This window comes from Chimaeribacter sp. YP20170169 (genome assembly GCF_056739715.1).
This window is the reverse complement of the sequence record NZ_CP176824.1, coordinates 3,449,323-3,473,256: the sequence shown is the minus strand read 5'-3', so window position 1 is coordinate 3,473,256 and position 23,934 is coordinate 3,449,323. Positions and strand designations below refer to the sequence as shown.

At 60.5% G+C, this 23,934-nt stretch carries 22 protein-coding genes; 5 read left to right on the top strand and 17 right to left on the bottom strand.

Annotated features, from left to right (window positions below; genetic code table 11):
- The first annotated feature begins 5 nt into the window (after positions 1–5).
- The 3 genes from ACK3SD_RS15865 (at position 6) to ACK3SD_RS15855 (ending at position 3,742) form a co-directional block, all read left to right on the top strand.
- Entirely contained in the window at positions 6–1,025 is a 1,020-nt protein-coding gene (locus ACK3SD_RS15865; protein WP_481126112.1) for a Gfo/Idh/MocA family protein, read from the top strand.
- Between the two features lie 102 nt (positions 1,026–1,127).
- Positions 1,128–2,675: an MFS transporter gene (locus ACK3SD_RS15860; RefSeq protein WP_481126111.1), complete on the top strand. Its 1,548-nt coding sequence runs from the start codon at positions 1,128–1,130 to the stop codon at positions 2,673–2,675.
- Between the two features lie 8 nt (positions 2,676–2,683).
- Complete coding sequence (locus tag ACK3SD_RS15855) at positions 2,684–3,742, top strand: glycoside hydrolase 5 family protein (RefSeq protein ID WP_481126110.1); 1,059 nt, start codon at positions 2,684–2,686, stop codon at positions 3,740–3,742.
- Positions 3,743–3,776: 34 nt separating this feature from the next.
- Here ACK3SD_RS15855 and ACK3SD_RS15850 read toward each other — a convergent pair whose 3' ends face one another.
- From ACK3SD_RS15850 to acuI, 17 genes are all read right to left on the bottom strand, one after another.
- Positions 3,777–4,538, bottom strand: a complete 762-nt coding sequence (locus tag ACK3SD_RS15850) for an amino acid ABC transporter ATP-binding protein (RefSeq protein WP_137764508.1) — start codon at positions 4,536–4,538, stop codon at positions 3,777–3,779.
- Between the two features lie 8 nt (positions 4,539–4,546).
- Complete coding sequence (locus ACK3SD_RS15845; protein ID WP_370465574.1) at positions 4,547–5,656, bottom strand: amino acid ABC transporter permease; 1,110 nt, start codon at positions 5,654–5,656, stop codon at positions 4,547–4,549.
- 8 nt (positions 5,657–5,664) lie between these two features.
- On the bottom strand, positions 5,665–6,843 hold the full coding sequence (locus tag ACK3SD_RS15840; protein ID WP_481126109.1) for an amino acid ABC transporter permease: 1,179 nt from the start codon (positions 6,841–6,843) through the stop codon (positions 5,665–5,667).
- Between the two features lie 60 nt (positions 6,844–6,903).
- Positions 6,904–7,929 carry an amino acid ABC transporter substrate-binding protein gene (locus tag ACK3SD_RS15835; RefSeq protein ID WP_137764506.1) on the bottom strand — a complete coding sequence of 342 codons (1,026 nt, stop codon included), beginning with the start codon at positions 7,927–7,929 and terminating at the stop codon, positions 6,904–6,906.
- 471 nt (positions 7,930–8,400) lie between these two features.
- On the bottom strand, positions 8,401–9,321 hold the full coding sequence (lpxP, locus tag ACK3SD_RS15830) for a kdo(2)-lipid IV(A) palmitoleoyltransferase (protein WP_137764505.1): 921 nt from the start codon (positions 9,319–9,321) through the stop codon (positions 8,401–8,403).
- Positions 9,322–9,683: 362 nt separating this feature from the next.
- Complete coding sequence (gene fis / locus ACK3SD_RS15825; protein WP_000462905.1) at positions 9,684–9,980, bottom strand: DNA-binding transcriptional regulator Fis; 297 nt, start codon at positions 9,978–9,980, stop codon at positions 9,684–9,686.
- Complete coding sequence (gene dusB / locus ACK3SD_RS15820) at positions 9,962–10,966, bottom strand: tRNA dihydrouridine synthase DusB (protein WP_481127570.1); 1,005 nt, start codon at positions 10,964–10,966, stop codon at positions 9,962–9,964. Before dusB ends, fis begins: the two co-directional genes overlap by 19 nt.
- A gap of 381 nt (positions 10,967–11,347) precedes the next feature.
- Positions 11,348–12,097, bottom strand: a complete 750-nt coding sequence (locus ACK3SD_RS15815) for a carbonic anhydrase (RefSeq protein ID WP_481126108.1) — start codon at positions 12,095–12,097, stop codon at positions 11,348–11,350.
- A 180-nt stretch (positions 12,098–12,277) separates the two neighbouring features.
- Positions 12,278–13,159, bottom strand: a complete 882-nt coding sequence (prmA, locus tag ACK3SD_RS15810; RefSeq protein ID WP_137764504.1) for a 50S ribosomal protein L11 methyltransferase — start codon at positions 13,157–13,159, stop codon at positions 12,278–12,280.
- Between the two features lie 12 nt (positions 13,160–13,171).
- Complete coding sequence (gene panF / locus ACK3SD_RS15805) at positions 13,172–14,626, bottom strand: sodium/pantothenate symporter (RefSeq protein ID WP_481126107.1); 1,455 nt, start codon at positions 14,624–14,626, stop codon at positions 13,172–13,174.
- On the bottom strand, positions 14,616–14,861 hold the full coding sequence (locus ACK3SD_RS15800; protein ID WP_137764502.1) for a YhdT family protein: 246 nt from the start codon (positions 14,859–14,861) through the stop codon (positions 14,616–14,618). The genes panF and ACK3SD_RS15800 overlap by 11 nt, the downstream gene beginning before the upstream one ends.
- A gap of 150 nt (positions 14,862–15,011) precedes the next feature.
- The gene (accC, locus tag ACK3SD_RS15795) at positions 15,012–16,361 is read right to left on the bottom strand and encodes an acetyl-CoA carboxylase biotin carboxylase subunit (protein WP_137764501.1); all 1,350 of its coding nucleotides are present in this window, start codon (positions 16,359–16,361) and stop codon (positions 15,012–15,014) included.
- Positions 16,362–16,372: 11 nt separating this feature from the next.
- A complete protein-coding gene (gene accB / locus ACK3SD_RS15790; protein WP_481126106.1) occupies positions 16,373–16,843 on the bottom strand; it encodes an acetyl-CoA carboxylase biotin carboxyl carrier protein in 471 nt (156 codons plus the stop codon).
- A gap of 30 nt (positions 16,844–16,873) precedes the next feature.
- Positions 16,874–17,326, bottom strand: coding sequence for a type II 3-dehydroquinate dehydratase (aroQ, locus tag ACK3SD_RS15785; RefSeq protein ID WP_137764499.1), 453 nt, complete (start codon positions 17,324–17,326; stop codon positions 16,874–16,876).
- A 229-nt stretch (positions 17,327–17,555) separates the two neighbouring features.
- On the bottom strand, positions 17,556–18,158 hold the full coding sequence (msrQ, locus tag ACK3SD_RS15780) for a protein-methionine-sulfoxide reductase heme-binding subunit MsrQ (protein WP_481126105.1): 603 nt from the start codon (positions 18,156–18,158) through the stop codon (positions 17,556–17,558).
- Positions 18,159–19,163: a protein-methionine-sulfoxide reductase catalytic subunit MsrP gene (msrP, locus tag ACK3SD_RS15775; RefSeq protein ID WP_481126104.1), complete on the bottom strand. Its 1,005-nt coding sequence runs from the start codon at positions 19,161–19,163 to the stop codon at positions 18,159–18,161.
- A 105-nt stretch (positions 19,164–19,268) separates the two neighbouring features.
- A complete protein-coding gene (acuI, locus tag ACK3SD_RS15770) occupies positions 19,269–20,243 on the bottom strand; it encodes an acrylyl-CoA reductase (NADPH) (RefSeq protein ID WP_481126103.1) in 975 nt (324 codons plus the stop codon).
- Positions 20,244–20,474: 231 nt separating this feature from the next.
- Here acuI and csrD point away from each other — a divergent pair, with 231 nt between their 5' ends.
- Both csrD and mreB read left to right on the top strand, forming a co-directional pair.
- Positions 20,475–22,400: an RNase E specificity factor CsrD gene (gene csrD / locus ACK3SD_RS15765; RefSeq protein WP_481126102.1), complete on the top strand. Its 1,926-nt coding sequence runs from the start codon at positions 20,475–20,477 to the stop codon at positions 22,398–22,400.
- Positions 22,401–22,729: 329 nt separating this feature from the next.
- The gene (gene mreB / locus ACK3SD_RS15760) at positions 22,730–23,773 is read left to right on the top strand and encodes a rod shape-determining protein MreB (protein ID WP_003855260.1); all 1,044 of its coding nucleotides are present in this window, start codon (positions 22,730–22,732) and stop codon (positions 23,771–23,773) included.
- The last annotated feature ends 161 nt before the right edge of the window (positions 23,774–23,934 follow it).

Below are 23,934 nucleotides of genomic sequence, written 5' to 3'. Positions count from 1 at the left end.
AGCAGATGGAGAGACTCAATGCCGCTATCCTTGGCTGCGGCGCCATCCACCACTGCCACGTTGACGCCCTGCAACAGATCCCGGAGGCGCGGTTGCACGCGCTGGCGGACTGTGACGGCGAGCGTGGCCGACGGCAGGCGATGGCGCAGGGCTGCCACTTCTTCCATGACTACCGTGACGCGCTGTGGGATGAGGCGATTGACGTGGTGCACATCTGCACCCCGCACCACCTGCACAAGCGCATGGTGCTGGAGGCGCTGGCGGCTGGCAAGCATGTGTTCTGCGAAAAGCCGGTGGGCATGAATGGGCAGGAGGTGGCGGAGATCGAAGAGGCCGTCGCCCACGCGCCGGGGCTGCTGGCGGTCTGCTACCAGAACCGCTGCAACCCCACCAGCCTGGCCATCCGGCAGGTGCTGGCGGAGAAACAGCTGGGGGCGATGCTCAGTATGCGGGCGGTGCTCACCTGGTCACGCGCCGGGGCCTACTACACCGACAGCCCGTGGCGCGGGCGCTTCGCCACCGAGGGCGGCAGCCTGCTGATCAATCAGGCGATCCACACCCTCGACCTGATGCAGTGGTTCGCCGGTGGGGTGGCGCGGGTGAAGGGGGTGGTGGACAGCGGAATCCTGGCGGCGGCCACCGAGGCGGAGGACAGCGCGATGGCGACGCTGGCGTTCCGCAACGGCGCGCGCGGCCTGTTCTACGCCAGCAACGGTTACACCACCGACGCGCCGCTGCTGCTGGAGATCCAGTGCGAGCGCGGGGTGCTCCAGCTGAGCGACAACACCCTGTGGCAGATTGAGGGCGGCAGGCGCACCGCGCTGGTCAGCGACGCGCCGCCAGGCAGCGGGAAACGCTACTGGGGAGCTGGCCACCGCGAGGCGATCCGCCGTTTTTACCGCGCCATCCTTTCGCCGGCGGGGGCCGATTACATCCCGATCCGCGAAGCCAAACAGTCACTCACCCTTGTGGAGGCAATTTATCACTCATCCCTGACCCGGCAATGGATCGAGATTTATCACTGATTATTATCCTGACGTAAATAATCATCATTATGGATTCCGGCAATAAATAAAAATAGCCAAATAGATCTGGCAATCAGCGACCTTACACACTGGAATATTATTATGATTAAACCTACTGAGCGCAGGGTCGGTTATGGCGTGGCGATGGGCTACGGCGTGACTGACCTGTTTGGCGGCGGGGCTTTCGCCATTATCGGCACCTGGCTGTTATTCTTCTACACCACCTATTGCGGGCTGACGGTTTTGGAGGCAAGTTCAATATTTGCCATCGCCCGCGTGATCGACGCAATATTAAGCCCGATTATGGGTTACATCACCGATAATTTTGGCAACACCTGGCTGGGCCGGAAATTTGGCCGCCGTCGCTTCTTTTTATTGCTGAGCAGCCCGCTGATGTTTCTTTATGCGCTGCTGTGGCTGACGGACATGAACTACTGGTATTACCTTGGCACCTATCTCTCGATTGAGTTGCTGTCGGCGATGGTGCTGGTGCCGTGGGAAACCCTCGCCGCCGAGATGACCAACCGCTACGAGGAGCGTAGCCGGCTGGCGGGCGTGCGCATGATCTTTTCCCAGCTGGGCGGCTTCCTGGCGGTGTCCGTACCGGGCCTGATCATGCAGTTTACCGGCAAGGATAACCCCTTCACCTACACCCTGACCGGGCTGATCTTCTCCTGCGTATTCTGCCTCGCGGTCTTCACCACCTGGCGCTGCACCTGGGAGGCGAAGGATGTGCAACCCGAGCATAAGTTCAAGGCGGAAGTGCAACGCAGCAGCGGCCTTTTCAACCATCTGAAATATTTGATACTGGATCTGCTCTCTTCGTTCCGCATTCGCGCCTTCCGACTGCACATTATTATTTACATCGCCTCCTTTACCGCGATGGATGTATTTGGCGCGGTGTTTACCTACTATGTGATATACTGTTTGGGTAAGGATGCCGCCGCTGTTTCAGCATGGTCAAGCGTCGGCGCATTTGCCGCTATCCCTGGCACTTATGCTTTTATGATGATACTTAACAAATTAAATCTTACCCCCTCATCGGCGCTGCGGTTGGCGTATAGCTCCATATTCTTTGTATTAGCCTTCCTGTTTATTGTCTATTACACCAACACCCCGGTTCCCGATATGGTCTTTTTCGGGCTGTTTATTTTAAATGGGGTGGCGCGTGCCGGATTAATCTATATTCCGTGGAATATTTACAGTTTTATTCCTGATATTGATGAGATGGTCACACAACAGCGTCGCGAAGGGATTTTCGCTGGCGTGATGGTGATGACGCGCAAGAGCACGGTAGCGATCGCCATCCTGATTATCGGCATGGTGCTGGAGGAGGCGGGCTTTGTGAAGGGCAACGGCATACAGCCTGAAAGTGCGCTCTACGCCATCGTTACCCTGATGACGCTGGGCACCGCGGTGCTGCTGGCCATCAGTTTCTACGTCACCTATCCCTTCAAGCTGACGCGTGAAACGCACAAGGTGCTGTTGAAGGAGATTGCCCGCCGCAAACTGGGCGGCAAGGCAGAGGACTGCGATGCGCCGACCCGGCTGGTGATCAAGCAGCTGACGGGCTACGAGTACGATGAAGTGTGGGGCGGCGAGGCAACGCGCCGCGTAGTAGGTCAAGTTCACTGTTCCCGTGTGGGATAAGGATTGTTATGTACAGGCAATGGTCCGCTGAACAAGCGCAAGAGTGGCACCGCCGGCAAGGCTGGGGCTGCGGATTCAACTACCTACCCCGCACGGCGGTAAACTGGCTGGAGATGTGGCAGGCCGATACCTTTGACGAGCTGACCATCGAACAGGAGTTGGGCTGGGCGGCGCGCTACGGCTACAACCAGTTGCGCACCAACCTGCCGTTCACCGTCTGGCAGCATGACCGCGACGGCCTGCTGGCGCGCATCGACCGCTTCCTACATCTGGCCGACAGCCACGGCATCCGGGTGATGCTGACCCTGCTGGACGACTGCGCCTTCTCGGGCGACGAGCCGTTCGTCGGGCCGCAGAAACCGCCGCGCCCCGGTGTGCACAACAGCCAGGCGGCCGGTAGCCCCGGCCGGGCAAAGGTGCTCGACCCCGATAGCTGGCTGGACATTGAGGCCTACGTGCGCGACGTGGTGCGCCACTTCCGGGACGATGCGCGCGTGCAGGCGTGGGATCTCTACAACGAGCCGGGCAACGGCGGGATCTTCAGCGATGCCCACCACTGCGCGCTCTACGACACCCGGCTGGAGATCTACGCGCTGTCGCTGATGGTGCAGATCTTTGGCTGGGCGCGGCACGAACTGCCGAGTCAGCCGCTGACCGTCGCCGCCTGGCACGTCGATCGCGACGCCTGCCACCGGGCGTTCAACCACCCGATTGACGTCGCCGCGTTGCACCTGTCGGACATCATTAGCTACCATGCCTACGTTGACACGCCGGGGCAGCTGGCGGTGATGACCAAGCTGATGGCCTTCGGCCGACCGGTGCTCTGCACCGAGTGGCTGGCGCGCCACGTCGGTGGGGTGATGGAGGAGCAGTTGCCGCTGTTCAAGGCGCAGCAGGTAGGCTGCTACCACTGGGGGCTGGTACAGGGCAAGACGCAGACCTGGCTGCCGTGGCCGGATGTCACGCCTAATCCGGCGCTGTGGTTCCACGATGTGCTGACGCCCGAGGGCGCGCCGTTCAATGAGCGGGAGATGGCGCTGGTGCGCCAGTTGCGCGAAACGGCATGAGGGTTGGCCGGGCCTTGGGTGGCCCGGCCCGCCATCAGTGGATCACCTGCGCCAGGAACTCGCGGGTGCGCGGTGAGGTGGGGTTGGAGAAGAACTCTTGCGGCGGTGCCTGCTCGACGATCTCACCGCGATCCATAAAGATCACCCGGTCAGCAACGGTGCGGGCGAAGCCCATCTCATGGGTAACGCACAGCATGGTCATGCCATCCTGCGCCAGCCCAATCATGGTATCCAGCACCTCCTTCACCATCTCCGGATCCAGCGCCGAGGTCGGCTCATCAAACAGCATGATCTTGGGCTTCATGCAGAGCGAGCGGGCGATCGCCACCCGCTGCTGCTGGCCGCCGGAGATCTGGCCGGGATATTTGTGCGCATGTTCCGCGATGCGCACCCGCTTCAGGTAGTGCATCGCCAACTCCTCCGCCTCTTTTTTCGGCATCTTGCGCACCCAGGTCGGCGCGAGGGTGCAGTTCTGCAACACCGTCAGGTGCGGGAAGAGGTTGAAGTGCTGGAACACCATGCCCACCTCAGTACGCACCTTCTCGATGTTGCGCAGATCGTCATTCAACTCGATGCCATCCACCACGATGCGCCCCTGCTGGTGCTCCTCAAGGTGGTTGATGCAGCGGATGGTGGTGGACTTGCCGGAGCCGGAGGGGCCGCACAGCACGATGCGCTCACCCTGCCGTACCCGCAAATTGATGTCCTTAAGCACGTGGAACTGTCCGTACCACTTGTTGACCGCTTCCAGCGTAATCATCATCTGTTTATCGTCATTAACCTGATGGTCGCTCATGGTTTACCTCAGTGGTTGGAACGTCCGGTGTGAAAGCGCCTCTCCAGATGCTGGCTGTAGCGCGACATGCTGAAACAGAAAATCCAGTAGACCAGCGCGGCGAAGACATAGCCCTCGGTGGACATCCCGAGCCAGGCCGGGTCAACGGTCGCCTGCTGCACGCTACTGAACAGATCAAACAAACCGATGATGATCACCAGACTGGTGTCCTTGAACAGGGCAATGATGGTGTTCACCAAGCCGGGGATCACCATCTTCAGCGCCTGCGGCAGGATCACCAGCCCTTGGGTTTTCCAGTAGCCCAGCGCCAGTGACTCGGCCGCCTCATACTGCCCCTTCGGCAGCGCCTGTAAGCCGCCGCGCACCACCTCCGCCACGTAGGCGGACTGGAACAGGATCACGCCGACCAGCGCACGCAGCAGTTTGTCGATGCTGGTGCCCTCCGGCAGGAACAGCGGCAGCATCACCGAGGACATAAACAGCACGGTGATCAGCGGCACGCCGCGCCAGAACTCAATGAAGCAGATGGAGAGCACGCGCACGATCGGCAGCCGCGAGCGACGTCCCAGCGCCAGCAGGATGCCGAGCGGCAGCGCGCCGGCGATGCCCACCGAGGCGATGATCAGCGTCAGCGTCAGGCCGCCCCACTGGCGCGTCTCGACGCGCGGCAGGCCGAAAAAGCCGCCATACAGCAGCGCCCAGACCAGCAGCGGGTAGACCACCGCCCAGCAGGCGATGTAGCGCCCACGGCGTGGCATCCCGCGCCAGAACATCAGCCCAATGGTGACCAAGCCGATCAGCAGCGCGACGTTGATGCGCCAGCGCTGGTCAGCCGGGTAGAGGCCATACATGAACTGGCCGAAGCGCGCGTGGATGAAGACCCAGCAGGCCCCCTCACGCGTGCAGTCGGCGCGGCTGTCGCCAATCCAGTTGGCCTGAAAGATCGCCCAGTTCAGCAGCGGCGGCAGCACCAGCCACAGCAGGTAGAGGCAGAGCAGCGTCAGTAGGCTGTTGAACAGGCTGGAGAAGAGGTTGCGGCGCGCCCACAGCACCATGCGGCCGACCGGGCCGGAGGGCGGCGCGGCGCTGTGGGAGGAGGGGGGAAGGGTCATGGTCATGGCAGCTCCTAGCGCTCGACCAGCGCAATGCGCCGGTTGTAGAGGTTCATCAGCAACGAGATCAGCAGGCTGATAATCAGGTAGACCGACATGGTCATCGCGATGGTTTCAATCGCCTGCCCGGTCTGGTTGAGCACCGTACCGGCAAACAGCGACACCATGTCCGGGTAGCCGATGGCCGCCGCCAGCGAGGAGTTCTTCACCACGTTGAGGTACTGGCTGGTGAGCGGTGGGATGATCACCCGCAGCGCCTGTGGCAGCACCACCTGGCGCAGCGTGACGGGGTTGGGCAGCCCGAGGGAGCGTGCCGCCTCATGCTGGCCGCCCGGCACCGATTGGATGCCGGAGCGGATCACCTCGGCGATAAAGGCCGAGGTGTAGACCGACAGCGCCACCGTCAGCGCCGCCAGCTCCGGGATCAGCACCATGCCGCCGCGGAAGTTGAAACCGCGCAGCACCGGCAGCTCCCAGTGCAGCGCCGCGCCAAACAGCAGGTGGGCAGCCAGCGGCAGGCCCAGCAGCAGCAGCAGCGCCCACGGCCAGATGCGCCACACCCGGCCAGTGTGCACCTGGCGGAAGTGGTTATAGCGTGCCAGCGCGGCAATTGCCGCCACCGCCAGCAGCAGCGCCACCAGCGCCGCCGCCATCCCTTCACCCGCCGATGGCGAGGGGAGGTAGAGGCCGCGGTTGCTCATAAAGATGACGCCGAAGGCATCCAGACTCTGGCGCGGGCCGGGCAGGTTGCGCAGCACCGCAAAGTACCAGAAGAAGATCTGCAACAGCGGCGGGATATTGCGGAAGATCTCGACGTAGACCGTAGAGAGCTTGCGGATCAGCCAGTTGTCGGACAGCCGCCCCAGCCCGACGACAAAGCCGAGGATGGAAGCGAACAGGATGCAGAGCACTGACACCAGCAGGGTGTTCAGCAGGCCGACAATGAACAGGCGGCCATAGGTGTCGCCCTGCTCGTAGTCGATCAGGTGCTGGATCACGCCGAAGCCGGCGCTGTTGTTTAAAAAGGCGAACCCGGAAGTGATGCCTCGGGTGGAGAGGTTGACCTGCGTGTTGTGCAGAAGATAGCCGCCACAGGCGAGCAGCAAGGCCACCGCGATGAGTTGGTAGATCCAGGCGCGAACCGCTGGGTTGGTCAGCGAGAAGCCGCCTTTTCCGGTTGGGCGTTGCGACATAACAGGAACCTCAGAGCAAAAGCTGACGCTGCGCCCCGGCAAGCCGCCGGGGCAACAGGATTAACGTACCGCCGGTGCGTACTGGATGCCGCCCTGGTTCCATAGGGCGTTCAGGCCGCGCTTGATCTTCAGCTCGCTGCCCATCCCGACGTTGCGCTCAAACACTTCGCCATAGTTGCCGACCTGCTTGACGATCTTCACCGCCCAGTCATTCGGCAGTTTCAAATCCTTACCATAGCTGCCCTCTTTGCCCAGCAGGTGCGCCATGTCCGGGGTTTTCGGGTTGGCGGCCATCTGGTCAACGTTGGCGGAGGTGACGCCCATCTCCTCGGCGTTCAGCATCGCGAACAGCGTCCAGCGCACGATCGCCAGCCAATCCTCATCACCACGGCGCACCACTGGCCCGAGCGGCTCTTTCGAGATCACTTCTGGCAGCACGATGAACTCATCCGGCTTGCCGAGCTTGATACGCAGGGCGTAGAGCTGTGACTGATCCGAAGCCAGGGTGTCGCAGCGGCCAGAGTCCAGCGCCTTGGCGCTCTCGTCGGAGCGGTCAAAGGTGACCGGCGTGAACTGCATGTTGTTGGCCTTGAAAAAGTCCGCCACGTTCAGTTCGGTGTCGGTGCCCGCCTGGATGCAGACGGTGGCGCCATCCAGCTCCTTGGCACTCTTCAACCCGGCCTTCTGGTGGGTCAGGAAGCCGATGCCGTCATAGTAGTTGACGCCAGCGAAGATCATGCCCATGCCGCCGTCGCGGGAGGAGGTCCAGGTGGTGTTGCGCGACAGGATGTCCACCTCACCCGATTGCAGCGCGGTGAAGCGCTCTTTCGCGGTGAGCGGGGTGTACTTCACCTTATTGGCGTCGCCGAACACCGCCGCGGCCACGCCACGGCAGAGATCGACATCCAGCCCGGAGAACTTGCCGCTGGCATCGGCATAGGAGAAGCCCGGCAGGCCGTCACTGATGCCGCATTGAATGAAGCCCTTTTTCTGCACGGCGTCCAGCGTGGCGCCCGCCTGCGCCGTGTTGGCTGCCGCAAAGAGGGAAGCAGCGGCAATGAGTGTGGAAAGCATCATTTTTTTCATAAAGCGTCCTGTGAGGCAGTGTCGGTGAGTTTTCGTTATTGGCACACCCTGGTGCACCCTCTTTGTTCGCGGGGGAGACCCCGCAAGGGAATTAGCAAAGGGAGTGCCAACTTTGAAAGTGCTTATAAATCAATGATGGTGATGGATAAGGTGAAAACATTCATTCACCTGAGCAAATCTATAGCACCAAAAGGGTGCAATGGGGAGATTTGTGGCGCTTAATGGCGCAAAAAGATGCGTTTTGTGGGGCGGGTCACATCAACATGAATAAATGTGAGTTTTATCAACTAATTGAATAAATAATTTTATAAATTGAACCGGGTAGAAAGGTGCGGGGCAAAGATGATTTTGCAGGTGATTATCTGCATCAGAAGGAAAATTGTAGCGAAAGGCGCTAAAAGTTGCGGATTAAGCATGTGATAACGGGGCGGAATTATCTCCCGACCGGTCGGCCGGGAGAGGAAAATCACGTTAGTAGAGCGAAGGCGTGCCCGCCGGGCGGGTTTTGAAGCGGCGATGCAGCCACATGTACTGCTCCGGCGCGCGCATGATTTCGCGCTCCACAATGCGGTTCATGTAGGCAGCGGCGGCCAGCTCGTCATCCATCGGGTAGTCCTGCAACGCCGGCTGGATCAGCAGCTCATAGCCGCGCCCATCCTCGCGGCGCACCAGCACCACCGGTACTAGCGCTGGCTTCGCCAGACGCGCCAGCATAAAGGTGCCGCTGGTGGTAGCAGCCTGATCAACGGCGAACAGCGGCGCGAACACGCTGCCACGCGGGCCATAGTCCTGATCCGGCGCGAACCATACCGCTTCGCCACGCTTAAGGGCGTGCACCATGCCGCGCAGATCTTTGCGATCCAGCATCGCCTTGTTGGAGCGCATACGGCCCCAGGTCTGCGCCACTTCCATCGCCTTATTATTGTGCGGGCGGTACATCGCCATCATCGGCTGGCAGAGGCCCATCGCCCGGCCACCCAACTCCAGTGACATAAAGTGGATGCCAATCACCAGCACGCCGCGCTGATCTTGTTGTGCACTCTTCAGGTTGTGCAGGCCGTTAACGTTGAACCAGCGTTTGACGCGGCGATCGGACCAGAACCACGCCATGCCAGTCTCAATCAACCCCATGCCGAGTGACTCAAAGTTGCTGACCACTTTGCGCTCCAGCAGCTCCGGGCACATCTCCGGGAAGCAGAGTTGCAGGTTGCGGCGGGTGATGGAGACGCGGCGCTTCAAAAAGCGCATTGAGGTGCGGCCCATCCAGATGCCCAGACGGTGCAACAGCGGGTAGGGAAGTTGCACCAGCAGGAACAGCACGCCCAGCCCAAACCAGGTCGTCCAGTAACGTGGGTGCAGCAGGGCGCGGGAAAATTTTTGCGGGTTTTTCATGTCACAACTCATTATGCATTGGAAAGGGGGCGTAACGCATAAAGAGGTGACTCGTTAGCGGTACGTGGGTGTAGACACTGAAGGTCAACAATCGTTTGAAAATAGGCTCGAAGTGACACAATCTTTACACAAAAGCAGAGATCGCGAGGTAAACCGATGTGGAAGGTGTTTAGCGAGCGAGGCGACTTTTGCGGCGGAGTATATCATGACGTTTGGTAAAGATAACGGGGCGAAAATGAAGAAAAAGCGTGCTTTTTGGGTAATCGGTGAGCAAATGTGACTGGCGAAAAAAAAGGCAATAAAAAAGGCGTCACTCCATGCCGAGTGACGCCTTCCAAATCAGGCAATTAACCGATCAGGGATCAGTTCATGCCATATTTTTTCAATTTTTTGCGCAGGGTGCCGCGGTTGATGCCCATCATCAGGGCTGCACGGGTCTGGTTGCCACGGGTGTATTGCATCACCATGTCCAACAGGGGCTGTTCAACTTCAGCCAATACCAGCTCATACAAGTCATTCACGTCCTGACCATTCAGTTGAGCGAAATAGTTCTTCAGTGCTTGTTTAACCGAATCACGCAGGGGCTTTTGAGTCACCTGATCCTGGGAGTTAACGGTAGAAACGGTCAGTACGTCAGAATTCACGCGTTGTTCGAACATAGTTCTGTCAGCTCTTTTTTTACGCTAAGATTTTCGAAATATGCTTCCAACGCCTCCAGCTGTTCGCTGGCATCCTCTATAGCGTTGAATGAGCGCCGAAACTGGTCATTCGGGGCGTTCTCCTGGAGATACCAGGATACGTGCTTACGAGCGATGCGGAATCCCTTGCCGGGCCCATAAAAGCCGTGCAATTCCCGTACATGCTCGATCATCAAGCGCCTCACCTCGCCAAGCGGCATCGGTGGAAGCAGCTCCCCAGTGTCCAGATAATGCTGGATTTCCCGGAAGATCCAGGGTCTCCCCTGGGCCGCGCGGCCTATCATCAGGGCATCTGCCCCCGTATAGTCGAGCACAGCCCTGGCTTTATGCGGGTCAGTAATGTCGCCATTCGCGATAACCGGAATGGAGACAGTCTGCTTAACTGTCCGAATGCTGTCGTACTCTGCGTCGCCATTAAACAGGCAGGCGCGGGTCCGGCCATGAATGGTCAGGGCCTGAATACCACAATCTTCAGCCAATTGGGCAATTTCTACACAGTTACGGTGGTCCGGCGCCCAACCAGTGCGAATTTTCAGCGTAACTGGCACATCGACCGCGTTAACCACGGCGTGAAGGATCTGTTTGACCAGATCGGGGTACTGCAAAAGTGCAGAGCCTGCCAGTTTGCGGTTCACTTTCTTGGCCGGGCATCCCATATTGATATCGATGATTTGGGCACCATTTGCCACGTTGATTCTGGCGGCCGCCGCCATATCCTCCGGTTCGCTGCCGGCAATCTGCACGGTACGAATCCCGGGTTCATCGTCGTGTACCATGCGCAAACGCGATTTATCTGTCCGCCACACTTCCGGATTGGAAGAGAGCATTTCAGAAACCGTCATCCCCGCACCCATCGCGTGGCAAAGCGCGCGAAACGGGCGGTCAGTGACACCGGCCATGGGGGCGGCAATCAGGCAATTAGTGAGTTGGTGGTGTCCAATGCGCATAGACAAAAATTTGACCATACTGTGTCCGCAAGGGCGCGTATATTACGCATTTTTCAGACGATATGAAAGGCCAAACTTTGAACAATTCCGCGCGGATTTGGCTAAAAAGGTGATGGTCGTCACTTTTTCAGAAAATTTATAGAATATAAACAATAAGTTATAAATTGAAGGCTAAATAATAGCCGCAAAAATAATCCCGGTTATGCAGCATTTTATCGTCAAAATGAGCGAAATCAGTCGCTATTCTAGGCGGCTTGGTCGGCCGAACCAGGAGATTGCTTCACGCGCTGGTTGAAATGTGACCGATCCATGACGCCGCCGTCGAAACAAAAAATGTGGTCTGATGACCTCGCCCACTGCGTAAACCCAAAAAACGCCCGCTTACTCCACCACCACTCGGCCATGCAGCGGCTGCACCGGACGGTTGTTATTGTGGTGCATTAACTGCTTGAATTTCTCAAGCTGCGCCTCGGAGAGCGTCTGTGGCTGCTTCAGCACCAGCCAGCGTACCCCCTCGGAGCAGGGCGGGGTGGTCAGGGAACCGGAGAAACGGTAGTGGGTCAGGGAGTGGGGCAGCAGGCCGTTGAGATCGAGCGCCTTGGTCAGGGCGACCGGCTGGTTAACCTGCTGCGGCATCTGCTGCCACAGGGCTTCCAGCACCGGGTTGGCCTTGCCGAGCTTGAACATCACCGCCACCACGGCTATTTCGCCATCGGCGTCGGTGTGCACCAAATGCATCTCCATCGGGAAGGATTCACCGTTGAGGGTGTTTTCACTTGGCGCGTGGAAGTGGAACTGTTGCAGGCGGAACGCCTCGCCATCCAGCGTCACTTTATTCCCTTCGGGGACGGAGATCTGCAGCGTATGGCCGTTGTTCACCATGCTCTCAGGGGCTTTCGGGTAGCTTACCTTCAGCGGGCGGGGGTGCGCCTTTAGCGCGTCATGGATGTCGATGGGCGACTGGTTTTTGCCGTACTCACACAGGTAGTAGTCCTGGGAGAGGGTACCCCAGTGTGCAGGCGCGCCTTCGCCCTCATAACTCCAGTGTGGGGCGCTGGATGCTGTGTGATCCGCCGCGACGGCGGGCAGGGTGGCCAGCAGTGAGGCGGCCAAAAACAGTGCATGTTTCATCTCTTTCTCTTAGAAGGTATAGAAAACGGGAGTCCGGCAGGGCCGGGAGTGAGCGGCGCAGGGTACGCCTACGGGGGGCAAGAGAGGAGGCAAAAAATGGCATTTTGGCCACCCGGAGGTGGCCAAACGTGCGGTTTACTTTTTGTGCAAACGAAAGATTAAAACGCTATTAATCAACTGTTAACGGCGTGTGCCAGTGATGCGACACCACTCCTCGCGCTCCGCCACCGGATCCAGCGTGAACAGGTCGCGGTAGGCTTCGGATACGCTCTCCGCCTGCGTCGCCAGCACGCCAGAGAGGCCGAGGTGGCCGCCCTGTTTTGGCAGGCAGCCAATCAGCGGGGCCAGCTCACGCAGCGGGCCGGCGAGGATGTTCGCCACCACCACGTCAGCGCTCAGGTCTGCCGGCTGGTCTTGCGGCAGGAACAGCTCCAGACGCTCCGAGACGCCGTTGCGCTGTGCGTTGTCGCGGCTGGCTTGGATCGCCTGCGGATCGATGTCGATGCCGATGGCGCGCGCCGCGCCCAGCTTCAGGGCAGCGATTGCCAGAATGCCGGAGCCACAGCCGAAGTCGATCACCGTCTTGCCGGCCAGATCCAGCCCATCGAGCCACTGGAGGCAGAGCGCGGTGGTTGGGTGGGTGCCAGTACCGAACGCCAGCCCTGGATCGAGCATCACGTTCACCGCCTCCGGGTCTGGCACGTCGCGCCAGCTCGGGCAGATCCACAGGCGCTCACCGAAGCGCATCGGGTGGAAGTTATCCATCCACTCGCGCTCCCAATCCTTGTCCTCGAGCTGCTCAATGCGGTGGGCGAAGCCTTCGCCCAGCAGCGGTGAGCCGGAGAGGATCGCGACCACCTCTTTCATGTCCGTTTCGGCGTCATACAGGCCGATGACGTCGGTGTCGCCCCACAGGCGGGTCTCGCCCGGCAGCGGCTCGAACACCGGCGTGTCGTGGGTGTCCTGGAAGGTGACGGACACCGCGCCGCTCTCGATCAGGGCGTCTCCCAGGCTCTCCGCGTCACTGCCGCGGGTGTTGATTTTCAGTTGAATCCAAGGCATGGCAAATCTCTTCTAAGGTTGTGGCCCGATGGCGGGGTGTGGGCGCGCGGGCGCCTCTCCGAACCGGTTACCGATATAAAACGCTAGCAGGCTGAGCAGCAGCGAAGGAACAATGGGGTGCAGGCCGGCGATATGCAGGTCAATGCTGGCCAGCAGCGTGTAGCTGGCGGCCCCGGTTATCATTGAGCTTAGCGCACCCGTGGCGTTGGCCCGCTGCCAGTAGAGGCCGAGCACCAGCGGCCAGAGGAACACCGCCTCCAGCCCGCCAAACGCCAGCAGGTTGAGCCAGATGATCATCTCCGGCGGGCGCCAGGCCGCCAGCAGCACCAGCAGCCCCAGCACCAGCGTCGCCAGGCTGGTGAGGCGCGTCAGGCGGCGTTCGTTCGCCAGCGCCGCCGGGCGGGCATAGAGGTAGAGATCCTTCACGATCGTCGCGGAGGATTGCAGCAGCTGCGCATTGATGGTCGACATGATCGCCGCCATCGGCGCGGCCAGGAAGATCCCAGCGGCGAAGGGCGGCAGCACGGCGATCATCAGCGTTGGGATCACCTGGTCAGGGATCTTCAAATCTGGTAGCACCGCCCGGCCCAGCGCCCCGGCCAGATGCATCCCCAGCATCAGCACCGCCATCACGAGGGTGCCAAGCACGATGCCACGGTGCACCGCCTTGCTGTCACGGTAGGAGATGCAGCGCACGGCGGTGTGCGGCAGGCCAATCACGCCGAAGCAGACCAGAATCCAGAACGAGGCCATAAATGGCAGGCTCAGAATATCCTCCCCGCCACGCGGTGAAACCAGTTTCGGGTCAATCTGCTGGAGCGTATTGACTGCCGCGTGCAGGCCACCGGCGGCGTGGATCACCCCCAGCAGCAGCAGCACAGTGCCAAGCAGCATCACCAGCCCCTGCATCGCGTCATTCAATACGCTGGCGCGGAAGCCGCCGAAGGCGGTGTAGAGCGCGATGCTGACGCCAAAGATCAGCAGGCCGGTGTCATAGGGGATGCCAGCCGCCGTCTCCAGCAGCCGCGCGCCGCCGATGAACTGCACTGTCATCGCGCCCAGGAAGGCCACCAGCAGGCTGAAACTCGCCAGCCACACCAGCAGCCGGCTCTGGTAGCGGGCGTAGAGCATGTCGTTGAGCGTGACGGCGTTGTAGCGCCGCGCCAGAATGGCGAACTTCTTGCCGAGCACCCCCAGCGACAGCCATACCGCCGGCAGCTGGATCATCGCTAGCAGCACCCAGCCGAGGCCATATTTATAGGCCGCGCCGGGGCCGCCAATAAAGGAGCTGGCGCTGATGTAGGTGGCGGTCAGGGTCATCGCCAGCACAAAGCCGCCCATCGAGCGGTTGCCGATGAAGTACTCATTCAGGAAGTTGCCCTTCTGGCGACGGCGGTAGGCATAGACCGACAGGCCAAACACCAGCAGCAGGTAGCCGAGCAGCGGCAGCAACACATCAGTTTGCATGGTCATGATCCTCAAGCGGGATGTCGCGGAACACCACCCGCACCATCAGCCAGCAGAGCAGGACAAACCCCAGCGGCACCAGCAGGCAGGCCAGTTCAAACCAGTGCGGCAGCCCGGTCACGCCCTGGGCATCGCTTGGCAGGTAGGCCGCCAGCAGCCAGGCCAGCAGATAGGCCAGCGACAGGCCGAACGCCCAGCGCGCTTCCCGATGCGCCTGTATAAATCGCGTATCCATCCTCTTCCTCATCAGGTTGGCAGGAAAACAGAGTCGCGATTTTACGGCAGTGAAGCGGTTTGACCAGAACAATTCTGTGTGGCGGGGAGGGCGGTGGGCAGCGGGCATAAAAAAACGCCCACAGGGTGGGCGTTTTCAGGCAGCGAGGAATTACTTCTCCTGCAGGCCGAGTTTCTTCTCCAGATAGTGGATGTTGGTGCCACCATGCTGGAAGTTTTCGTCAGCCATAATGCGCTGCTGGAGATCAACGTTGGTTTTGATGCCGTCGATGATCAGCTCCGCCAGCGCATTGCGCATACGGGCAATTGCCACGTCACGGTTCTCACCGTAGGTGATCAGCTTGCCGATCATGGAGTCATAGTACGGGGGCACAGTGTAGCCCGCGTAGATATGGGACTCCCAACGCACACCAAAACCGCCCGGCGCGTGGAAACGGGTGATCTTGCCAGGGCTTGGCAGGAAGGTGTTCGGATCCTCGGCGTTGATACGGCACTCGACCGCATGGCCCTGGATGCGCACTTCGTCCTGCGTGATAGAGAGCGGTTGGCCGGCTGCGATGCGCAGCTGCTCTTTGATCAGGTCAACGCCAGTGATCATCTCGGTCACCGGGTGCTCCACCTGGATACGGGTGTTCATTTCGATGAAATAGAACTCGCCGTTCTCATACAGGAACTCGAAGGTGCCCGCGCCGCGGTAGTTGATGTCGATACAGGCTTTCGCGCAGCGGTCGCCGATGTAACGGCGCATTTCGCTGGTGATGCCCGGCGCGGGTGCCTCTTCGACCACTTTCTGGTGGCGGCGCTGCATGGAGCAGTCGCGCTCGGCCAGATAGATGGCGTTGCCCTGACCGTCCGCCAACACCTGGATCTCGATGTGGCGCGGGTTCTCCAGGTACTTCTCCATGTACACCATGTCGTTGTTGAAGGCCGCTTTGGCTTCCGCACGGGTCATGGAGATGGATTGCTCGAGGTCTTTGTCGCTACGCACAACGCGCATACCACGACCGCCGCCGCCGCCGGAGGCTTTGATGATGACCGGATAACCGATGCGTTTCGCGAACGCGCGGTTCTTCTCCATGTCATCGCCCAGCGGGCCGTCGGAGCCAGGTACGCACGGAACGCCAGCTTTCTTCATCGCGTTGATGGCGGAAACCTTGTCGCCCATCAGGCGGATGGTCTCGGCACGCGGGCCGATGAAGATAAAGCCGGAGCGCTCAACCTGCTCGGCAAAGTCGGCGTTCTCGGAGAGGAAGCCGTAACCCGGGTGGATAGCCACCGCGCCGGTGATCTCAGCGGCCGCGATGATAGCCGGGATGTTCAGATAGCTTTTTACGGACGGCGCAGGGCCGATGCAGACGGTTTCATCCGCCAGCAAAACGTGTTTCAGGTCGCGATCCGCGGTGGAGTGTACCGCTACGGTCTTGATGCCCAGCTCTTTGCAGGCACGCAGAATGCGCAGGGCGATCTCACCACGGTTGGCGATGACAATTTTATCTACCATGGGACGCCTCGTTATTCGATGACGACCAGCGGCTCGTCAAATTCAACCGGTTGGCCGCTTTCGAGCATGATGGCTTTCACCACGCCGGATTTGTCAGCTTCGATCTGGTTCATCATCTTCATGGCTTCAACGATACACAGGGTATCGCCCGCGTTGACTTTCTGGCCCACTTCCACGAACGGCTTGGCGTCCGGGCTAGGCGTGCGGTAGAAGGTGCCAACCATCGGCGAGCGCACGATGTGGCCGCTGATGGCAGCCGGCGCGGCCGGTGCGGCGTCTGCCGGGGCAACGGCAGCCGGTGCAACAGCAGCCGGGGCCGGTTGCGGCATCGGCATAGCGTAAGCCTGTTGCATCATCGGGAAGTTCTGCGCGGCCGGGGCACGACTGATACGAACTGATTCTTCACCTTCAGAAATTTCCAGTTCAGCGATGCCGGACTCTTCAACCAGTTCGATCAGTTTCTTGATTTTACGAATATCCATGAGTGTGATTCCGTACTCTTTTTGCTTGATTTAATTGGATTTTGACAAGCGGCGTGCCGCTGCCTGTAATGCAAAGGTATAACCATCAGCCCCTAAACCACAAATGACGCCGACAGCAATATCAGAAAGATAGGAGTGGTGGCGGAACGGCTCGCGCGCATGGACGTTGGAGAGGTGGATCTCGATAAACGGGATCGCCACCGCCAACAAGGCATCGCGCAGCGCCACGCTGGTGTGCGTGAAGGCCGCCGGATTAATCAGGATAAAATCCGTGTTGCCGCGGGCCTGATGGATGCGATCAATCAGGGCATGTTCCGCATTGGATTGCAGGTGACTCAGCGTCATGCCCAGTTCATCGGCCTGGCTCTCCAAACGACTGACAATTTCCGGCAACGTGGTGTGCCCATACTTCTCCGGTTCACGTGAACCCAGCAGGTTCAGGTTGGGGCCGTTCAGAAGCAAGATGTGGAAGTTGTCTGCCATCGTGTGCCTATCTCCGTCAATTTAACCTGTATTGTAGAAAATAACCCGATGTCATCATTTTGTCACCCTTTTCGCGGTCATCCGGGTGCCTTCAGGCCGCCAAAGCTGGGCATTATAATGATATCGTGGCAAATCGCAGCTAAATACTGGTCTTATCAGCGAAGATAATCAACCCTTTATCGTTAGTAAAGTGTGACGAACCCACAGAAAACGGGTGCGCGCCGGACACTTATCGCCACCATTGGCGCACCTTTTTATAGCGGAATGCCAGCAGGATCGCCGCAATCAGCGCATAAATCACCGGTTGGGGCGACACAGTCTTCACCGACCAGAGATAGTGAATCGGCGCGAGGATTGCCACCAAATAGATGGCGTTGTGCAGCCGCTGCCAATTTTTCCCGAGTCGGCGCTGCGATCCCATCGTCGAGGTGACGGCCAGCGCCAGCAGCATCAGCCAGCTTATCACGCCGAGGGTCAGGTAGGGGCGCGATACCAGCTCAGAGGCCAGCAGGCGCAGGTTGTTGATCCCCAGCTCCAAAAAGGTGTAGCTCAGCAGGTGCAGGCTGGCCCAGGCAAAGCACCACAGCCCCAGCAGGCGGCGGGTGCGGATCAGCAGCGGCTGCTTACCATAACGCGCCAGCGGCGCAACCACCAGGGTCGCCAGCAGCAGCTTCAGCGCCATCCGGCCGGTAAAGTGCTGGATATCTTTCGCCGGATCGGCGCTAAACCCGCCCTGACTCACCGACCAGACCAGCCACACCAGCGGCAGTAGCGCGGCGAGGTGGAGCAGCACCTTCAGGCCGGTAACCTGTTTCAGGCTCAGTCGCTTCACTTAGAAATTCTCCCTCAAATCCATGCCGCGGTAGAGCGAGGCCACCTGATCGCCATAGCCATTGAACAGCAGGGTGGGCTGGCGCTTCACGTCCAGAATGCCGCCCGAGCCAATCACGCGCTCGGTGGCCTGCGACCAGCGCGGGTGGTCAACGTGCGGGTTGACGTTGGCGTAGAAGCCATACTCATTGGGGGCGGAGAGGTTCCAGGTGGTGGGCGGCTGCTCCTTGGTCAGGCGTAGGGTGACAATCGACTTGATGCCCTTAAAGCCATATTTCCACGGCGTAATCAGCCGGATCGGCGCGCCATTCTGTGGCGGCAGCTCCTTGCCGTAAACGCCGACCGTCATCAGCGCCAGCGGGTGCATCGCCTCATCCAGCCGCAGTCCCTCGACATAGGGGTAGTCGAGGCCGCCGCCGACAAAGCGATCGCGCTGGCCGGGCATGTGCTCCGGGTCATAGAGCGTCTGGAAGGCGACGTAGCGTGCGTTGCTGGTCGGCTCTGCCAGCTTGATCAGCTTGCTCAGCTCGAAACCGACCCATGGCACCACCATCGACCACGCCTCGACGCAGCGCATACGGTAGATGCGCTGCTCGAGTGGGAAGCGCTTGAGCAGGTCATCCACGCCGAGGGTCATTGGCTTCGCCACCTCGCCCTCAATGCGGATCTTCCAGTCAGCGGTGGGCAGCGTGCCAGCATTGGCGGCGGGGTCAGCCTTGTCGAGGCCAAACTCATAGAAGTTGTTGTAGCCGGTGACTTTGTCCTCCGGCGTCAGCGGCCAGTCCGGCTGGTAGGCCGGCGGCTTGGTAAAGGTGAGGGGCTTGCCGGCCGGTGCCTTGGCCGGCTCGCTGCCCTTCAGCCAGGAGAGCAGATCGGCGCGGGCGGCGGAGGGCAGGGCCAGCGTGGCGGCAGAGATGCCCAGTGCCTGCATCACCCGGCGGCGACCCATCATAAAGACCTGTTCCGGCGTGACGTCGGCTTCGGTCAACTTGCGTGACTTACTCATCTGAATCTCCAGCGAAAGGCGATAACCTCTAAATTATCGCCTTTTAGGGAGTTTCCGCGAGCGGTGTCCGCGCATTTGTTACAACTTTGTGCCTAATGTGACCCTTTAGCCGCCGATTCGCACCAGCGTACGGCCGGTGATGCGGTTCTCCATCAGCGCCGTCGCCGCCTCCGGCACCGCCTCCAGCTCGATCTCGGTGGCGGCCTGCTGGTAGAAGCGCGTCGGCAGGATAGTGGCCAACCGCTCCCAAGCTGTCTGGCGGCGGTGCAACGGCGCGCGCACCGAGTCAATGCCCTGCAGGCGCACATTGCGCAAAATGAAGGGCATGACGGTAGTGGGCAGCAGGTAGCCGCCCGCCAGACCGCAGGCAGCGACCACGCCGTTATAGTTCATCTGCGCCAGCACGCTGGCCAGCAGGCGGTCGCCCACGGTGTCAATCGCGCCAGCCCAGCGCTGGCTCTCCAGTGGGCGCGCCGCCTCAAAGAAGGTCTCACGCGGCAGGATGTTGCTGGCCCCCAGTTCGCGCAGGTAGTCGTGGGTGCTGGTGCGGCCGCTGACCGCCGTCACTTGATAGCCGAGCTGCGCCAGCAGCGCCACCGCTGTGCTGCCGACGCCGCCGCTGGCCCCGGTGACCAGCACCTCGCCGCTCTCCGGCGTGACGCCGCCCTCCTCAAGCGCCATCACGCAGAGCATGGCGGTCAGGCCGGCGGTGCCGATGATCATGCTCTGGCGCGCCTCCAGCATCGGCGGCAGCGCCACCAGCCAATCCGCCTTTACCCGCGCCTGCTCGGCCAGCCCGCCCCAATGGTTCTCGCCCACGCCCCAGCCGGTCAGCACCACCTGCTGGCCCGCGCGGAAACGGCTGTCGCGGCTCTCCCGCACCGTGCCCGCGAAGTCGATCCCCGGCACCATCGGGAAGTTGCGCACAATCTTGCCCTTGCCGGTGATGGCCAACGCATCCTTATAGTTCAGGCCAGACCATGCCACCTGCACCGTGACGTCGCCCTCAGGCAGGCGTGCGGCGTCAATCTCCTGCACGCGGGCTGGGGTTCCTTGCTGCTCAAGCAAAAGCGCTTTCATACCACCTCTCATAATAAAGATGAATTTTTAGCCAAATAAGTTGTCTCTTTATGAATATAAACGCTTTACTTGCCGGGCAGCATGAGGCAGGACAAAAAAGCGTGCCGCCCCACTTTGGGAGAGGCCTCGCAAACGGTCTCTTTTCATACGTTCTGGAACCTGTTTTATTTTATAGTAGCGGCCCGCAGGGGGACTGCCCTTCCACTTAACCACGGTACGCAAGGCTCAGGGATGCGATTCACAACCAAACTTTCCGCTTTCATTACGCTGTTGGTGGCCTTGGCAATGTTGCTGATGCTGCTGGGAAGCGCGTTTAGTTTTTTCACCCTCAGCCAGCAGCGTATGCAGTCGCGCCTCCAGTCGTTTGCCACCACTTTTGATCAGGGGCTGTTGACCCAGCCGCCCGGCTCGGTGCCCAACTGGCTGCCGCTGGCGATGCGTACCGTCGGGGTGAGCGAAGTGAGCGTGATCAACAGCGGCCACGTCTACTACCACCTGGCCCTGCCGCCCGACCGCCGCCGCCCACCGGCCCACTATGCCTGGCGGGTGGTGAAGGTGCCGCTGATGCAGCACCCCGGCTCCACCCTGCAAATGACCTATCCCGATCCCTTCGCCAACTTCACCCACTCGCTGCAAACGTCGCTGCCGGTGAGTCTGGCGATCATCACCATGATAGGCGTGCTGCTGGTTAGCTACCGCTGGCTGAGCCGGCAGATCCGTGGCTATGAGCTGCTGGAGACGCGGGCGCGGCAGATCCTGCGCGGCGAGCGCGACAGTGTGATGCAAGGCAACATGCAGGAGTGGCCGCCAGTGGTGAGTGGCGCGCTCGATCACCTGCTGCGTGAATTGCGCGATGCCCAGGAGGCACGCAGCCGGGTGGACACCCTGATCCGCGCCTTCGCGGCGCAGGATGCCTCTACCGGCCTCAATAACCGCATCTTCTTCGACAACCAGCTCACCACCCAGCTGGAGGATGAGGGGGCGCACGGCGTGGTGATGGTGATCCGCCTGCCCGATTTTGACACCCTGCGTGACGTGCATGGCCAGCCGCAGGCGCAGGATCTGCTGAACGCGGTGGTCAACCTGCTCTCCACCTTTGTGATGCGCTTCCCCTCGGCGCTGCTGGCGCGCTACTTCCTCAGCGATTTCGCGGTGCTATTGCCGCACAGCACGCTGAAGGAGGGGGAGGTGATGGCGGCGCAGCTGGTAAATGCGGTGGGCGTGCTGCCAACCCACCCGGCGATCGATCGCGACGCGCTGCTCTATATTGGCATCAGCGTCTACCGCTTCGGCCAGTCGGCGGAGGAGGTGATGGACAACGCCGGGCAGGCGGCGCGGCTCGCCTCGCTACAGGGCAGCAATGGCTGGATCGTGCATGATGACCGGGTGCCGGAGCGCGGCCGCGGCAGCGTCAAGTGGCGCACGCTGCTGGAGAGCGTGCTGGCGCGCGATGGCCTGCGGCTCTACTACAAACCGGCGCTGGCGCGTGACGGCCAGCGCCACCATATCGAGATTTTGCGGCGCATCTTTGATGGCGAGCAGGAGCTGCTGGCGGCGGAGTTCCTCCCCTATGCCATGCTGTTTGGGCTGGCCCAAAGCTATGACCGCCACACCCTCGGCCAGATCCTGCCGCTGCTGGCGGAGTGGCCGGAGGAGACGCTGGCCTGCCCGCTGACGGTGGACGCCTTGTTACAGCGCGCTTTCCGGCAGTGGCTGCGTGACACGTTGCTGCAATGTGAAAAAAGCCAGCGCCAGCGCATATTGATTGAACTTGCGGAGGCGGATCTCTGTCAACACATCGACCGGCTGCGTCCGGTGCTGCGCCTGCTGCGTGGGCTGGGCTGCCGGATCGCGGTGGCGCAGGCGGGCCTGACGGTAGTCAGCTCCGCCTACATCAAGACCCTGCCGATTGAGCTGGTGAAGCTCCATCCTGGGCTGGTGCGCAGCATCGATCGGCGGGTGGAGAACCAGCTGTTTGTGCAGAGCCTGGCGGATGCCTGCGCTGGCACCCAGGTTCGACTGTTTGCCGCCGGCGTCAGGACGGCGGAGGAGTGGCAAACGCTGCTCGACAAGGGGATCCACGGTGGGCAGGGCGATTATTTCGCGCGGGCAGAGCTTGTCGAAAGAAGCAACAAAAAATATTCGTTCAACTGGTAGCATTACGCTGATCGAATGGAACGAATTGACGTAGAATGAGCCAGCCCGAGGAGAGGGGCGTTGGTGAGTACCTACCAACGCTGCCTATGGCGGGAATTATGATTTTTACTGTGTGGTGTGACCACCTTTATGGCTTGTCGGGCAGGATGCGCGGCGAGCGGTGCCAAAAAAACGGCAGAGTCCTTGTTTTATGGCTGATAAATTGTCAACATCGCAGACTATTTTTTCACCGGAGCAGAATCTTTATGCGCCTTGTCGCTGCTTCGCGTGGTTGGTAAAGTAGGCGGATTTTATTTTCCGCCCCCAGCTTGCAGGATTATCCTTTCGTTATGTTTAAGAAATTCCGTGGCATGTTTTCCAATGACTTGTCCATCGACCTGGGTACGGCCAATACCCTGATTTATGTTAAAGGGCAAGGCATTGTACTGAACGAACCTTCGGTCGTGGCCATTCGCCAGGATCGTGCCGGTTCCCCGAAAAGCGTGGCCGCCGTCGGTCACGATGCCAAACAGATGCTGGGGCGTACTCCCGGTAACATCGCGGCCATCCGCCCGATGAAAGATGGCGTGATTGCTGACTTCTTTGTGACTGAAAAAATGCTTCAGCACTTCATCAAACAGGTCCATAGCAACAGCTTTATGCGCCCAAGCCCGCGTGTGCTGGTGTGTGTGCCGGTGGGCGCCACCCAGGTTGAGCGCCGCGCCATCCGTGAATCCGCGCAGGGTGCGGGCGCGCGTGAGGTGTTCCTGATTGAAGAACCGATGGCAGCCGCCATCGGCGCGGGCCTGCCAGTCTCCGAAGCCACCGGTTCGATGGTGGTGGATATCGGCGGCGGCACCACCGAAGTGGCGGTGATCTCGCTCAACGGCGTGGTCTACTCCTCTTCCGTGCGCATTGGCGGTGACCGTTTTGACGAAGCTATCATTAATTACGTGCGCCGCAACTATGGCTCACTGATTGGCGAAGCCACCGCAGAGCGCATCAAACACGAGATCGGTTCCGCCTATCCGGGCGACGAAGTGCGTGAGATTGAAGTGCGCGGCCGTAACCTGGCTGAGGGCGTGCCACGCGGCTTTACCCTGAACTCCAATGAGATCCTGGAAGCCCTGCAAGAGCCGCTGACCGGCATCGTCAGCGCGGTGATGGTGGCGCTGGAGCAGTGCCCGCCAGAGCTGGCCTCTGACATCTCCGAGCGCGGCATGGTGCTGACCGGCGGTGGCGCACTGCTGCGTAACCTCGATCGCCTGCTGATGGAAGAGACCGGCATCCCGGTGGTGGTGGCGGAAGACCCACTGACCTGCGTGGCGCGCGGCGGCGGCAAGGCATTGGAAATGATCGACATGCACGGCGGCGATCTGTTCAGCGAAGAGTAATCCGCGCAGTCATCAGCCCCGGGAAGGGCAATGCGACACGAACAGCCGTGCAGTGAATGAGGCGCGCCCGCCAGGGCGCGCCGACCTGCCCGATTACCCTGTATTCCTGTGCGTGAACGGCTTTCACGCCGTGTGGCTAACCCCTTCTGTTGTCGAGGAAC